Here is a 15,126-nt window from a genome sequence, read left to right as displayed (position 1 = left end):
TCTATGGTTTCGACACCACCTCCATTTCGAAGCCATAGAAATCACTAACAGCTTACATGTATTTACTCAGACATTGATACCTGTCATGTGAATTTAATTGAATAAGTTATTTCCGCAAGCATAATGAAGTCATTCTTCATAATCGCGTACAAAACCATGAATAATATTGTTGGCTCCAGATGGTGGAAATTTGACTTACACGCTCATTCCCCTGCATCACTAGACTACAAACAGCGAAACATTTCTCCGAGAGACTGGTTGCTAGGTCACATTGAACATGGAATCGAATGTATAGCCGTAACCGATCATAACACTGCTGGATGGATAGGCGCTCTTCAACAAGAAGCTCAACAACTAAGAACAGAAGGCCATTCCATACACCTATTTCCCGGTGTTGAATTAAGTACACAAGGCAACGTTCATGTCCTTGCTATATTTGATCCTTCCGTGGATGCTCAACATGTCTCTACAGCGATAGGAGTCGCTGGGTATACAGGAACTTATGGTGATAGTGATACAGATGGAAGCCAAAGCCCAGAGCAAGTAGTAAAAGCCATAACGGAAAACCTAAATGGCGTAGCTATCCCTGCGCATATTGAGCTTGAAGGATCGGGTGTATGTAAATTAGGGAGCAAGTCTGTATTGCGTGTATGCAAAGCGGCAGACGCGGTGGAAGTCGTATACCCAGAGAAGCCACTAATGTCGATTTTCAGGTCAACCGAATTATCCTTGCCTCAAGTAATTGGCTCAGACTCTCATGCCCCGAATGAGAATGGCAGAGCGTTCACATGGGTAAAAATGTCGTCCCCTACTATAGATGGACTTAAGCTCGCGTTGTTAGATGGGAATACATGTATTAGACGCTCTGACGAAAATTTCACACCTAATACTCTACCTTCAACATATCTGAAAGAGCTGATAGTGAGTAATACAAAATACTGCGGCAGAGGTAAGCCATTTAGTATCAAATTCAATCCTTGGCTCAACTCAATTATAGGTTCTCGTGGTAGTGGTAAATCGACTTTAGCGGAGTTCATCCGTATCGCACTAAATAAAACGGGGGATATTTTTCAGCTCAATGAATCAAATGAGATTAGGCGTAATTTTGAAAGATTTTCCAGAGTTGCCCAAAATAGAAATGATTATGGTGTTCTATTAAACGATAGCCAGATCCAGTGTATTGTTACGAAAAACAATATGGATTACAGAATCTCTTGGGATCAAACACATCAACAAGCCACCATACATCGAAAAGACAATGAGCAATGGGTTCCTGAGTTGGGTGACATTCAAACCCGATTCCCAGTTAGCATATTTAGCCAGAAACAAATATTTGATATGGCTAAAGACCCAAACACGCTACTAACTATCATCGATAACTCGCCAGAAGTAAGCATACAAGCATGGCAAACACATTGGGATGAGTTAAAAAATCAATTCATTCAGCTTCGTATATCTGAGCTAGGCATAATAAATAAAGTTGCTAATCTGAATACCATAAAAGGTCAGCTAGCAGACGTTAATGCTAAAATCACACATATAGAAGCATCTGGTCACGCACAAATACTGCAAAGATACAATAATTTATACCATCAAAAAAACCACGTCTCGAATGCTCTCAAACTCATGGATAATGAGATTAATACCATAACAAACAGCATTCAAACATCTACTGACCAGATAAGTGGAAGTGTTGGTGATGAGGTCAAAGATGATCCAATTTTAGCCCGTTCTCTCCAACAAACAGCTCGGAAGATTGAAGATTGGAAACGCAGCGCAACTCAAGAACTCAGCTTGATAACATCTGAATTGACCTTGTTAAACGATGCTGTAGAAAAGTCCAACCTTTCACAACTATGTACTGGTGCCTACAACCAATATTCTCAACTAGTCACTTCTATGCAACAACAAGGAATAAAAGAACCGTCTGAATACAATTTATTGGTAAAAGAGCGTTTTGCTCTAAATGGAAAGATAGAAGAAATAGATTCCGCCAATAAACAACTAATCATAATAAGAGAACAAATCAAAAATTCTTATCATAACCTTATTGAATGGAGAAAAGAGCTGACCAAACGACGGGATGCATTTGTTAACCAATACATCTCACCACATCGCGATCTCAAGATAACAATTGGTCAATTGCAGCACTCTGAACACTTGGAGCTATCTTTTCGCGAACTGATTAATCGTGTTGACGGAGCTTTTGCCAGTGATCTAATGGATGAGGATAAACAACAAGGCATCCTGTATGCGTTAAAATCAATAATGGCTGAAGCTGAAAAACAGCAAGTAGGATCTTCTTACGAGCGTTTACACCAATTCAAATTAGATGTATTCAACCACCATACATCAAAAACAAACATACTTAACTGCACTATTGGTAAACGATTATCATCTGTTATTGAGCAGTTAGATAGCTCTAGCTTAGATCGGCTGTGGAGTTGGTTCCCTGAGGATAACTTATCTGTAGAGTTTTACGATGGACATCGATTCAAGCCTCTAAATCAAGGTTCCGCAGGACAAAAAGCGGCAACAGTCTTGTCATTTTTACTATCGTATGGCGATGAGCCTCTCATCGTTGATCAACCTAAAGATGACTTGGATAACGCACTAATCTCCAAGCTGGTAATAACTAAGTTGCATGACATAAAACCCAAGCGTCAATTTTTAATTATTACCCACAACCCAAATATTGTTGTGAATGGAGATAGTGAATTAGTCATCGTGCTAGAGGACAAAGGAAATATTGCATTGTTAGCAGCGGGTGGATTACAAGAACTATCTGTTAGACAAGAAGTATGTGAAATCATGGAAGGCGGCAAAGAGGCGTTAGAAAAGCGATATAAACGAATGAAGTACAATAGTTAACTTTCTGGAAAGTGCTACACTGACAATACAGTTTTTAGAAAAAATGACTGTAAAAACTCATTTTTCTGGAAAACACGCAGATACCTTGTCGTTAAAGGCTTTACAGATAACTTCCAGATTCTACGTGTGGCGGTATTTTGCTACCATGAGATAGTTACAACACTATCTTTGATATTAAAAAGGCCGCTAATGCGGTCTTTTTATATTTAATTTTCAAGTAAGTCAGTTACAATACTTCGTCTTTATAAACCGCCTTAGATTTAGTAACCATATAGATCTTCATATGACAGATAATAATGAAAAAACTATTTCCCTTTTGTGTAATTATATTTTTAAGTATTTTTTTATCATTATTAATTAGTAATATAACTATTAGATACATAGAAAAAAATCAAATAAGTAACATTTTATCACTATTAGACAATGTTATTTACAAACCACAGTTACATATTGAACATGAAAGCAACATTGATGGCAGTAATAAAGAAAACAATGAACGTTTTTTAGAAAACATTGAAATAAAATATCCAGAGATAATGAATATTTCATATATCGATAATGGAAAGTACTACTATAATAATAGTGGTATTAATAAACCTGTCCCTAAATATATAAGAAACATAATCTCTGATAATATAAGGGTTAAATTATTTAACGACCCCTATGATAAGAATAAAATAAATTATATATTTAAATTCGGCTCAGGTTATTACCTGATTGATTTTTATTCTGAATTATTGAAAACGCTAAGTCATAATGCCATAACTAATTTTGAAATTATTGATTCAAATGAAAAACCAAAAAGTAATTTATATTACAGCTTGAGTCACAACGCTAAACATCTACATGTGATTATTATCAGTGGATTAACGCTTAATAAACTATTATTAATAATGGCTCTAAGTTTCAGCCTATCATTAATATCTTTAAAAATTGTAGAATTAAATTTAACATCTTTTTTTGAGAGTAAAAAAGTATTACATCGAAAGTTAAAAAAAGCAGCAAACAATCATGAGTTTGTTCCTTACTTCCAATCAGTTTACTCGACTAAACAACAAAAGTTCATTGCCGCAGAGGTGCTATGTCGTTGGATTTACGATGGAAAAATTATCCCCCCCTCAGAATTTATAACAGATCTCGAAAAAACACCGGATATAAACATAGTCACTTTTAAATTAATAAAAGATGCTTTTGCCACTATAAGAAAATCAAGTGTAAATAAAGACTTCATGCTAAGTTTCAACTTTACGGTGACAATGCTACTTGATGAAAAATTCATGAATAAAATAATTCATTTCATTCGAAAAAACCCAGCTATAAAAAATAAATTTATAATCGAATTAACAGAAAGTGAAAATAACTTTATTTATTTAAATGAGATAAATAAAGTGATGCAACAATTAAAACAAGAATCAATCTTATTATCAATTGATGATGTTGGTACCGGATATTCTAACTTATTGACCATTCAAGAATTACCCTTCGATATCATGAAAATAGATCGGTGCTTTATCTCTGATAGATTTGCAGTATCAAAAAGTAATATGCTTGAAACATTAGCCACGTTAGGTAACGCATTAAATCTAACGATTGTTGCTGAAGGTATTGAAACTGAGTCAGAAGTAAAAAAAGTAAATAGTTTTAATATTGATTTATGCCAAGGGTTTTATTACTCAACTCCCTGTGATGCTAAAACATTTATTGCAAGGAGTGAGTCAGAACCACACTTATATCAATAAAAAGGCACCACAGTCAGTGATGCCTTTAGAGGCTCAAACCATTCTCTAATGATGATGATGACCATCTTCATGGTTATGGCCACAACTACAGCTCGGTGCTATCACTGTTTGAATTGGTGTTAAGGTAATTTTAGATAATAGCTCTTCAGTGCTAACTGTATTCAATAAATGCATATTTTCAGCATTAACCGCCATTGGGTCTGCAATAGCACGTTGAGCTTGCATCACTGCAATTACTTGTTCAGTAACAGCTTCTGGTAACGACAGCTCACGGATCACTTTAAGTTCATTATTAGCAGTATCTAATGCCATCATTGATAACGCTAATGTCGATTCGGTTGGTTGTTGAAAATATTCTGCTGGAATCGCCGCAGCATTAAATTGAATATCAAATGCAAGTTCAGCTAATTTAAACACCACCAAACAACCGCCATTATCAGTTTTCATTAAACCAAACTCTGCGGTGGCTTCTGCCATCATTTGCTGCTCTTCTGCCGTGATGCCATTTAAACCGATAAAAACAATATTACTCATGTCATTACGGAACATTTCAATAACGGCGCCATCACCAGCAATAAACGGGTGTTCATCAATAATCTGACCGACATGAAACTGCTGATTTGAATGTGCTGCCATGGTGTACCTCATCATTATTTAAGCTCAATCATTTCAGTTTACACGAAATCAACAAGCATTTATGTTAGCGTTCTATTATTAATCATTACCTTATAACTAACAATATAGTTAAAAACTAAAACACTATTACTAACAAGTAACAATACTAATGGTTAAAACTATAAAAAAAGCCCTAACAAAACGTTAAGGCTTTAATTTATAACAACTAAATTTTATATTTTATTGTGCAGGAGCAAAATCTGCCGCAGCTGAACGATGAGCGGTATAAATTGCTTCGCCATCACTCTCTGCATCAAAGATAACTTTAACATCAGGACTAAATAAAATAACGTCACCCACTTCAGCTACGTATTTAATACCAGCTTCATCACGAACAACAATTTTACCTTTAGTGATCACTTTGTACTCAACTGAATCATAGAAGTATTCAAATTCAACCCCTGGTGACATAGTGAAGTGACCAATAGTCAGTGCGTTGCTATTTGTTGTTACGGCAACCTCCGCCATATCACTTTTTAAGCCTTCAACTTCTAGTAACTTACTTAAGTCATTAAGTTTAAAAGTACCTGACTTAATCAGTGTGATACCTGGCTTGGTTGTTAATGTAGTCATAGGTAGATCCTTATTTTTATATTAAGACCAAAGTCGATGCTTTCATCTTATCGAGTACAGATGATCGAACTACCGTAACAGTAATCGAATCTATTATTGGATTTGGGTGTTACACAAATAAATGCTGTTTCCTATCAACGTTATTGTCATAACCTAAATAGAATATTTATTTAATTGAGCATCATCTTTAGTAATGCTTTCTGATGTGATGAAGTTTAACTGATCATCAAGAATCAACAATAGCTTAAAAATATAAATACTATTACTGTATGGTAACAATAATTCGACATAACAGCCTCGACACCCAGCAAATAACCTTTTTATTTATAATGATATCTCGTCGTTCATATCGCTATTGAGTGCCTCAAGAATAAAAACCCCAAATAATCGCATAAGTAACCATTTTTTTAGTTGTAAACTATTCCATCTATTCAATAAAAAATGTAATCTTCGATTCCTTATTTATGGAATAGTAGTGAATAGTTATTCCGCCAAGACCTCGGGGATACCCCCATTAATTCGGCCGTTTCTACCAGTAGGTTATGACAGATATGCATCAACAAGCAGTAGCACCACCAAAAAACCTCAATAATTGGTTAATGTTTATCATCCCATCGTTAATCGGGGTGTTTTTATTTATGGCACCGATTAACTTTAATGGTGATATCACTATTCCCATCGCTGTATTAGCAAAAACCATTCAAAGCCATTTTGAAAATTCACTAACATCAATTGTGACTGGCGTTATCAGCTTCACTGCCGTGATGTCTATTATCACCAAACTATTTAAGCCCGGTTTTATCCTTCGAAACAGCTTCGTTAATGGCTTATTAAACCCTTCTCCAATGTGGTTTATCGTCCAACAACTTGGCGCTATCTTTGCTGTAATGACCTACTTTAATTTTGGTCCAGTGATGTTTCGTAACGATGCCACTGGTGGTTTAGTATTAAATGATTTGCTGCCGGTATTATTTTCAGTCTTTATTTTTGCGGGCTTACTGCTACCGCTATTACTCAACTTTGGCTTACTGGAATTTTTTGGTACTTTATTTACCCGCATCATGCGCCCTATTTTTGGTTTACCTGGTCGTTCATCCGTCAACTGTATTGCATCATGGCTAGGTGATGGTTCAGTTGGAGTCCTGCTGACCAGTAAACAATATGAATCAGGCATGTATACCCAACGTGAAGCGGCAGTTATCGGCACCACATTCTCTGCGGTATCGATCACCTTCAGTTTAGTGGTTATTGCCCAAGTAAATTTAGAGCATATGTTTGCCCCTTTTTACTTAACGGTTTGTTTAGCCGGTTTAGTGGCTGCGATTATCGTGCCGCGTTTACCACCATTATCACGTAAGAAAAATGTCTATATTAATGGCACTACTGAATCATCACATGATGAAACCGTGCCTGAAGGACACAATGTTTTTTCTTATGGGCTTGAGCAAGCACTTAAAAAAGCAGCGGAAGTAAAAAGCGTACCAGCAATTGCACTTGATGGAATTAAAAATGCCGTTGATATGGTCTTTGGGGTACTGCCCGTCGTTATGGCAATTGGTACGATAGCATTGGTGATCGCGGAAAACACCTCGATTTTTGATTACCTCGGGATGCCATTTATTCCGTTCCTTGAATTACTGCATATTCCAGAAGCAGAAGCAGCATCTAAAACTATCGTGGTCGGTTTTGCAGATATGTTCTTACCGTCTATTCTGGCATCAACCATTCAAAGTGATATGACTCGCTTTATTATTGCAGCAATGTCAGTCACCCAATTAATTTACATGTCTGAAATTGGCGCACTCTTAATTGGTAGTAAAGTACCGGTTAAGGCATGGGAGTTATTTGTGATCTTTATTCTACGTACTCTGGTGACCTTACCAGTGATTGCGTTAATGGCACATTTGATTTTCTAAAGCATCATTATATAAATAAAAAAGGCGACCACACGGTCGCCTTTTTTTATCTTACATTTACGGCATTAACCTTTGTAAATCTTAGGGTTAAATACATCCCGCAACCAATCACCCAACAAGTTAATCACCAATACTAAGGTAATTAATACAATTCCTGGGAAGGCGGTGATCCACCATGAGCCCGAGAAAATATAGTTAAAGCCAATACTGATCAGTGAACCAAGTGAAGGTTGATCAACCGGCAAACCTAAGCCTAAGAATGATAACGCAGCTTCCGACATAATCGCATTGGCAACCTGTACGGTTGAGATAACTAAAATCGGTGATAAACAGTTTGGCAAAATATGACGGAACATGATCCGCGGCGCACGAAAGCCCATCACTTTAGCCGCTTCAACATATTCTTTCTTTTTCTCTGCCAACACAGAAGCACGTACCGTTCGCGCATATTGCGGCCACTCAGCAAAACCAATGATCACCACCAACATAATCACCGCATATTGGGCATAGGTTTCTGCCCCTAACGCAGTCCGGAAAATTGCCGAGACAATGATCGCCACCATCATGGTTGAAAACGATAACTGCACATCGGCAATTCGCATTAGTAAGCTATCAATACGGCCACCAAAATAACCTGCTGTTAGGCCAACAATGACACCTATGGTTAATTGCAATGCTACCGCTAACAAACCAATCGTCAGTGATAACCGCATCCCATATAAGATAGTGGAATAAATATCACGTCCTTGATCGTCAGTACCTAACACAAAGCTTTGATCGCCATCTTCCATCCACGCTGGCGGTAACTCAGAATCCATAATATCGATTGACGATAAATCATAAGGATTGGTTGGCGCGATAAAAGGCGCAAATAGTGCCGCGGTGGCAAAACTAATAAAGACAGCAAAACAGACCATTGCCACTTTATCTTTCAGAAAATAATAAACAATATCGGAATTTTTAAAACGCTGCCAACGACTAGGTGCAACGGTGCTAATACTATCCATGACTTATGCTCCCTTGCCCGTCAAATCTACTGTTGGGTTAACCAAGCCATAAAGCAGGTCAACAATGGTATTGGTTACCACAAAAATCAGGCCGACAAAAATCACATATGCTGTGATAAGTGGAGTATCGACACGATTAATAGCATCTAAAAATAATAGTCCAGTACCTGGCCACTGAAACACGCTTTCGGTCAAAATGGTGTAGGCAATCATGGTACCGATCTGTACCCCACCAACAGTTAATACAGGTAGCATGGTGTTTTTTAATGCGTGTTGGTAATAGACCTTATTCATTGGTAATCCCTTTGCCTTGGCAAATTTGATGTACTCAGAGCTTAAGACTTCCAACATTTCAGAGCGCACTAATCGAATGAATAATGGCAACATAATTGAGGCTAACGCGACACATGGCAGCACTAAATGCTTGAGGCCATCAATGGTAAAAAAGCCTGATTCCCAACCCAAGTAATTTGCAGTCTCACCCCGTCCAAATGAGGGTAACCAACCTAACTCAATCGAGAACACATACATCAACATGATCGCGGTTAAAAACACTGGAATAGAAATACCAATACTACTAAATGCCATGACTGCTTTAGTAAACACACTGCGAGGGTGAATCGCAGAATAGACCCCGAGTGGAATTGAGACCAAAATAATGATCACTGTCGCCCCAAACACTAACTCTAACGTGGCGACTAACTTATCTAAAATAACCTCAGTAGCAGGGCGCTTAAAGGTGTATGAAGTGCCTAAATCCCCCTGAATCGCATTGCTAAGAAAACGACTATATTTAGTCACAAACGGATCATTGAGACCCAAATCATCCCGTAATTGTTGACGTTCAGCTTCTGATACCGACTGCCCGACGAGTTCTCGTAACGGATCGCCAAGGTTATCCTGAATGGCAAATGCCACCAGACTGATCACAAACATCACTATCAGTGCCTGAAACAGGCGTTTGACCAGAAACGAAAACATTCCCTGCCCCTTTTAATTCATCCTGAAAAAATGCCGGAGCAAGCCCCGGCACTCATGCTTAGCTATTGGTGGCTAACGATTATTTCTCATCAACCACGAGATCACCAAAGTATGGCTGTTCCATTGGGTTTACTACATCAGCGGCGTGGACATTACTACGCGCACCCCATGCAAGGCTTTGCCAGTGTAATGGTACAAATGCCGCTTCGTTATAAAGCGTTGCTTCCACTTGTTTTAACATCACCGCACGCTTAGCTGGATCGGTTTCAATATTAGCGGCAGTAACTAGCTTATCGACCTCAGGGTTAGAGTAGAAGCCACAGTTATATTGACCTTTACCTGTTTTCTCATTGCGAGTCATGGTCAAAAACTCAGTCATATTAGCTGAATCTTCGGTATCTGCATGCCAACCAATCATCATCATATCGGCAGAACATTTATCAAACTCAGGCCAGTACTGCGCTTTTGGCAAAGTTTTTAAATCAACTTTAATGCCAATTTTTGACAACATTGCAGCTGTCGCTTGGGCTATTTTGGCATCGTTCACGTAACGGTTATTTGGCGCTAACATCGTCAGTGTAAAGCCATTTTCATAACCAGCTTCTTTCATTAATTGCTTAGCTTTCTTAACATCATAACGCGGCACCAATTCACTATCGTGGCCTTGGTAACCAGCTGGGCTTTGTTGACCAGCAGCAGTTGCAAAACCTTTCATGATTTTCTTTACAATGCCTTCATTATTAATCGCATGCACAATCGCTTGACGGACACGGACATCTTTTAATGCTTCATTACTGTTTTGATTCATTTGAAATGAGATAATACGCGTACCCGGTAAAGTTACTAAATCAACCCCCTTGGCATTTTTAAGACGCTTATGATCATTAGGTGCAACGTGGTCAATCATATCAACCCCGCCAGAAAGTAATGCTGCAACACGGGTCGCATCTTCTTTGATCGGTAATAGCGTAATGGTATCAACATTGCCTTTTGAGGCAGTATCCCAATAACCCGCAAATCGAGTAAATTCAACTTTTACCCCTTGCTCACGCTTAGTAACCGTAAATGGTCCCGTACCTGACATGTGAGTTGAAGCGAATGAATTACCGTGTTTGGCAACTTCAGCTTTATCTTTACCGTCTGCCGTCTTACCAGTGTAAAACTTACTATCCATTGGGAAAATGTAGGTTGCAGTTTGCAGAACCAATGGGTAAGCGCCTTTTGAAATAATATCTACCGTATAATCATCAACTTTTTTCATCTCAGAATACGGTTCAAAAATCGCTTTAAAATCAGGTGATGACTGGAGACGATTAAAGGTCCAAATAACATCATCAGCCGTCAATGGATTACCCGAATGAAATTTCACTCCAGGGCGTAATTTAAAACGGAATGTATGAGCATCAATACGCTCCCAGCTTTGTGCCAGACGCGGTTCAAAATCCATTTGCTGAGTAAAACGTACTAGTGGATCAAATACCATATGCGACAGCTGTAGTGTACCGCCAGACAATTGCTCATGAGGATCAAGCGATACCGGATCTGACGCATAACCGAGCTTTAAATCTGCTGCGGTAACACTAAAACTCAAACCTGCAGCAATCAATGCTAGTGCTAATTTATTCTTGATGGTTTTCATTGCATAACTCCTTTATGCCTAAGCGCCGTTGCTTAGTCTGTTTTTTACTTATCAACTCATAACAACTCATTAAGCACGTTGCTGAGGTTTAATTTCTAACCCTTTAAATTCAGGCATTAACGAAATCAAATGCTGACTATATTGATGCTGTGGTGCGGTAAATAATTGTTCTGTTGGCGCGACTTCCAACAATGTTCCCTGTTGCATCACCCCGATTCGATCACACATTTGACGAATAACCGGTAGATCATGGCTAATAAATAACATCGTCAAATTAAGTTCATCTTGTAAATCTTTTAATAGATTAAGGATCTGTGCTTGTACTGAGACATCCAATGCCGATGTTGGCTCATCACAAATCAATAATCGTGGTCGCGTTGCCAACGCCCGTGCAATCGAGATCCGCTGTCTTTGGCCGCCCGAAAACTCATGCGGAAATTTAATCCCCGCAGCTCGCCCTAAGCCAACATGATCCAATAAATCATGCACAATCTGGCGAGTTTGAGCTTCATTTTTCGTTAATTTATGAAACCGAATTGGCTCAGCAATAATGTCAAAAATACGCATTCTGGGATTCATTGAGGTATACGGATTTTGAAACACCATTTGCATCTGACGACGTAGTGGACGACGTTCGGCTTCACTTTTTAAAGCAGTCAAATCAATACCTTCAAAACGTACTTTGCCGCTATTTGGTGGGTATAAGCCAGCAATCACTCGAGCAATAGTTGATTTACCAGAACCGGATTCGCCAACTAAACCAAACGTTTCGCCTTCTGCAATATGAAAACTGACATCGTTATTTGCCTGCACATATTCGCGCCGACTCTCAAATAACGAATCTTTAGTAATAAAGCGCAAGTTAACATGCTCAACCTCAAGCAATGCACCTTCATAAGCACGTTGATCTTGGCTTTGCCCTAACCAATGATTCTTTACATCTAATGGCGGTGGCTGTTGAGCATCTTCAATATAAGTGACTAACGGGAATCGTTTCAGTTTCACATCTGAACGCGGCACAGCCGAAATCAAACTTTGGGTATAAGGATGTTGTGGACGTCGCAGCACTTGCTCAGTAGTCCCGATTTCAACTAAATCGCCACGATACATAACTGCAACGCGATCGGTAACATTTGAAACCACGCCCATATCATGGGTAACCAACATACAGCCAACATTTTTCTGCACACATAAATCACGGATCAAGGTTAATATTTGATCTTGAATTGATACATCTAATGCTGTGGTTGGCTCATCGGCAATAATCAAATCTGGCTCACCGGCTAACGCAATCGCAATCACTACCCGTTGACGCATACCACCAGAAAACTGATGCGGATATTGTTTAATCCGTAATTGAGGCTCAGGAATACCGACTTGTTCCATCAATGCTAATGCACGCTTTACCGCTTCAGGTTGCGACACCTTTAGATTAGTAACAATAGTTTCAGTTAGCTGTTGCTCAACCGTAAACAATGGATTTAATGACGTCATTGGATCTTGGAAAATAAAACCAATTTTTGAGCCGCGAACTTGGCGCATTTTATCGGCACTTAAACCAGAGATTTTATTGCCATCTAAAAAAACATCACCACTCGCGATTTTTCCTGGCGGACTTAATAAATCAATAACGGCATTACCAACCGTAGATTTACCAGCACCGGACTCACCGACAACACCCACAATTTCACCACGCTCAATTGAAAATGACAGTGATTTCACTGCTGCATGGACACCATGACGCGAGGGATATTCTATACGAAGGTTTTTTACTTCTAATAATGCCATTATCAGACTCCACTACTGGCAGCATCCTGCCTATCTGAAAAATTGAATCCTTTCCATGCCAATACTATTGTCTGATCGCATGCCTTAGTTCAATTTGTCAAAAATATTACAAAAAAGCAACAAAACAAAGTAAAAAACTATCACTATTTATATTTTTCGCATATTTATTTTATATAAGTGCATACTAAAACAACGGAACACTAAACAACAAATAAACCATAACATCCTGAATTACAATCAATGGCCTCTTAAAAACCACACAATAAACCAAACAACTATAAACATTAAAAAACACCATCATGAATAAAACAGCAAACACCACCAACACAGCAATTAACATTAATTAAACAAAGTAGCGTTTTTTTTCAAAAATATAGCAATAACAACTACTGAAAATACGAACATCAGTGGATATAGCTACCACTACGCTGGATGGCACAATTTACATCAACAGCCTTCACAGCATCTTCGAACTGTTTTCTAAAATTTAATCAGAGTCATGAACTCACACCCAACATCCACAGATACGCTACCAAACGGCATTATTTTCTATAAACGAAAAAACTGAATCTTTCGATTCAGGTTTCTTAATGGTGGTCGCTGAAGAGCGAGATTCTAATATCGAAGAACCCCCGACCCTCTGATTTCCAAATTAAATATTCAAAGATATGCTATTGATCATTTTCTTCAGATGAAAAAAAACCTGAATCTTTCGATTCAGGTTTCTTAATAATGGTCGCTGAAGAGCGAGATTCTAATATCGAAGAACCCCCGACCCTCTGATTGCCAGATTAAATATTCAAAGATATGCTATTGATCATTTTCTTCAGATGAAAAAAAACCTGAATCTTTCGATTCAGATTTCTTAATAGTGGTCGCTGAAGAGCGAGATTCTAATATCGGTGAACCCCCGACCCTCTGATTTCCAGATTAAATATTCAAAGATGTTCTATTGATCATTTTCTTCAGATAAAAAAAAACCTGAATCTTTCGATTCAGATTTCTTAATAGTGGTCGCTGAAGAGCGAGATTCTAATATCGAAGAACCTCCGCCCCTCTGATTGCCAGATTAAATATTCAAAGATGTGCTATTGATCATTTTCTTCAGATGAAAAAAAATCTGAATCTTTCGATTCAGATTTCTTAATAGTGGTCGCTGAAGAGCGAGATTCTAATATCGAAGAACCTCCGACCCTCTGATTTCCAGATTAAATATCTAAAGATGTGCTATTGATCATTTTCTTCAGATGAAAAAAAACCTGAATCTTTCGATTCAGGTTTCTTAATGGTGGTCGGTGAAGAGGGATTCGAACCCCCGACCCTCTGGTCCCAAACCAGATGCGCTACCAAACTGCGCTATTCACCGACAATGTTTAGGCTTACAAGGCCAAGGTCTCTAATAAAAGATAACCTGAATAATGGGGTGGCTAACGAGGCTTGAACTCGCGACAACCGGAATCACAATCCGGGACTCTACCAACTGAGCTATAGCCACCATTGTAAGTGGTCGGTGAAGAGGGATTCGAACCCCCGACCCTCTGGTCCCAAACCAGATGCGCTACCAAACTGCGCTATTCACCGACTTAATTCTGTGTGCTTGTAAAACAAGCGGGCTTTAAAAAGCCAACATGCTGACAGGGAGATCAACATCTTATAATATGGGGTGGCTAACGAGGCTTGAACTCGCGACAACCGGAATCACAATCCGGGACTCTACCAACTGAGCTATAGCCACCAATGTTTGTAACCTTTGCCAATACGACCGGATAATGGTGCGCCCGAAAGGATTCGAACCTTCGGCCTTTGGCTCCGGAGGCCAACGCTCTATCCAGCTGAGCTACGGGCGCCTTGCCCTATCGACGGAGGTGAATATTACGGATCAGAACGCTACTCGGCAAGTGTTTTTTTTTATTTTTATGTTACTCGCTGATTTTATC

The 15,126-nt window shown here is 38.7% G+C and carries 9 protein-coding genes and 5 tRNA genes; 3 read left to right on the top strand and 11 right to left on the bottom strand.

Translation table 11 applies throughout. From position 1 onward, the window contains the following. Nucleotides 1-156 precede the first annotated feature (156 nt). Both PPBDW_RS00720 and PPBDW_RS00715 read left to right on the top strand, forming a co-directional pair. The gene (locus PPBDW_RS00720; RefSeq protein WP_036789169.1) at nt 157-2,871 is read left to right on the top strand and encodes a TrlF family AAA-like ATPase; all 2,715 of its coding nucleotides are present in this window, start codon (nt 157-159) and stop codon (nt 2,869-2,871) included. Between the two features lie 296 nt (nt 2,872-3,167). Next, entirely contained in the window at nt 3,168-4,610 is a 1,443-nt protein-coding gene (locus PPBDW_RS00715) for an EAL domain-containing protein (protein WP_036789168.1), read from the top strand. A gap of 45 nt (nt 4,611-4,655) precedes the next feature. Here PPBDW_RS00715 and PPBDW_RS00710 read toward each other — a convergent pair whose 3' ends face one another. Together PPBDW_RS00710 and PPBDW_RS00705 are read right to left on the bottom strand one after the other, a co-directional pair. Further along, nucleotides 4,656-5,246: a hypothetical protein gene (locus PPBDW_RS00710; RefSeq protein WP_036789166.1), complete on the bottom strand. Its 591-nt coding sequence runs from the start codon at nt 5,244-5,246 to the stop codon at nt 4,656-4,658. A gap of 219 nt (nt 5,247-5,465) precedes the next feature. Next, nucleotides 5,466-5,858: a hypothetical protein gene (locus PPBDW_RS00705; protein ID WP_036789164.1), complete on the bottom strand. Its 393-nt coding sequence runs from the start codon at nt 5,856-5,858 to the stop codon at nt 5,466-5,468. 551 nt (nt 5,859-6,409) lie between these two features. Here PPBDW_RS00705 and PPBDW_RS00700 point away from each other — a divergent pair. Further along, nucleotides 6,410-7,774: a YjiH family protein gene (locus tag PPBDW_RS00700; RefSeq protein ID WP_036789162.1), complete on the top strand. Its 1,365-nt coding sequence runs from the start codon at nt 6,410-6,412 to the stop codon at nt 7,772-7,774. Between the two features lie 65 nt (nt 7,775-7,839). On the opposite strand, the gene PPBDW_RS00695 is transcribed toward PPBDW_RS00700, so the two are convergent. From PPBDW_RS00695 to PPBDW_RS00655, 9 genes are all read right to left on the bottom strand, one after another. Next, complete coding sequence (locus PPBDW_RS00695) at nt 7,840-8,781, bottom strand: ABC transporter permease (protein WP_036789161.1); 942 nt, start codon at nt 8,779-8,781, stop codon at nt 7,840-7,842. Between the two features lie 3 nt (nt 8,782-8,784). After that, nucleotides 8,785-9,762: an ABC transporter permease gene (locus tag PPBDW_RS00690; RefSeq protein WP_036789159.1), complete on the bottom strand. Its 978-nt coding sequence runs from the start codon at nt 9,760-9,762 to the stop codon at nt 8,785-8,787. Between the two features lie 79 nt (nt 9,763-9,841). After that, nucleotides 9,842-11,401 carry an ABC transporter substrate-binding protein gene (locus PPBDW_RS00685; protein ID WP_036789158.1) on the bottom strand — a complete coding sequence of 520 codons (1,560 nt, stop codon included), beginning with the start codon at nt 11,399-11,401 and terminating at the stop codon, nt 9,842-9,844. 69 nt (nt 11,402-11,470) lie between these two features. Next, nucleotides 11,471-13,189, bottom strand: coding sequence for a dipeptide ABC transporter ATP-binding protein (locus PPBDW_RS00680; protein WP_036789156.1), 1,719 nt, complete (start codon nt 13,187-13,189; stop codon nt 11,471-11,473). A 1,289-nt stretch (nt 13,190-14,478) separates the two neighbouring features. Beyond that, nucleotides 14,479-14,555: transfer RNA gene (locus PPBDW_RS00675), tRNA-Pro, on the bottom strand. A 53-nt stretch (nt 14,556-14,608) separates the two neighbouring features. After that, nucleotides 14,609-14,684, bottom strand: a tRNA-His gene (locus tag PPBDW_RS00670). A gap of 9 nt (nt 14,685-14,693) precedes the next feature. After that, nucleotides 14,694-14,770, bottom strand: a tRNA-Pro gene (locus PPBDW_RS00665). A gap of 78 nt (nt 14,771-14,848) precedes the next feature. Beyond that, nucleotides 14,849-14,924 (bottom strand) — tRNA-His (locus PPBDW_RS00660). A gap of 35 nt (nt 14,925-14,959) precedes the next feature. Continuing rightward, a tRNA-Arg gene (locus PPBDW_RS00655) sits at nt 14,960-15,036 on the bottom strand. Between the last annotated feature and the right edge of the window lie 90 nt (nt 15,037-15,126).

The sequence above is a fragment of the Photobacterium kishitanii genome, from assembly GCF_000613045.3.
GTDB classification, from domain to species: Bacteria; Pseudomonadota; Gammaproteobacteria; order Enterobacterales; family Vibrionaceae; genus Photobacterium; species Photobacterium kishitanii.
The sequence above is the reverse complement of the archived record's forward strand: the minus strand, read 5'-3'. Positions and strand labels throughout refer to the sequence as shown.

Coding starts and splice junctions, on each gene's coding strand:
- PPBDW_RS00720 (WP_036789169.1), top strand. CDS start 157: ATGAATAATATTGTTGGCTCCAGATGGTGGAAATTTGACTTACACGCT.
- PPBDW_RS00715 (WP_036789168.1), top strand. CDS start 3,168: ATGAAAAAACTATTTCCCTTTTGTGTAATTATATTTTTAAGTATTTTT.
- PPBDW_RS00710 (WP_036789166.1), bottom strand. CDS start 5,246: ATGGCAGCACATTCAAATCAGCAGTTTCATGTCGGTCAGATTATTGAT.
- PPBDW_RS00705 (WP_036789164.1), bottom strand. CDS start 5,858: ATGACTACATTAACAACCAAGCCAGGTATCACACTGATTAAGTCAGGT.
- PPBDW_RS00700 (WP_036789162.1), top strand. CDS start 6,410: ATGCATCAACAAGCAGTAGCACCACCAAAAAACCTCAATAATTGGTTA.
- PPBDW_RS00695 (WP_036789161.1), bottom strand. CDS start 8,781: ATGGATAGTATTAGCACCGTTGCACCTAGTCGTTGGCAGCGTTTTAAA.
- PPBDW_RS00690 (WP_036789159.1), bottom strand. CDS start 9,762: ATGTTTTCGTTTCTGGTCAAACGCCTGTTTCAGGCACTGATAGTGATG.
- PPBDW_RS00685 (WP_036789158.1), bottom strand. CDS start 11,401: ATGAAAACCATCAAGAATAAATTAGCACTAGCATTGATTGCTGCAGGT.
- PPBDW_RS00680 (WP_036789156.1), bottom strand. CDS start 13,189: ATGGCATTATTAGAAGTAAAAAACCTTCGTATAGAATATCCCTCGCGT.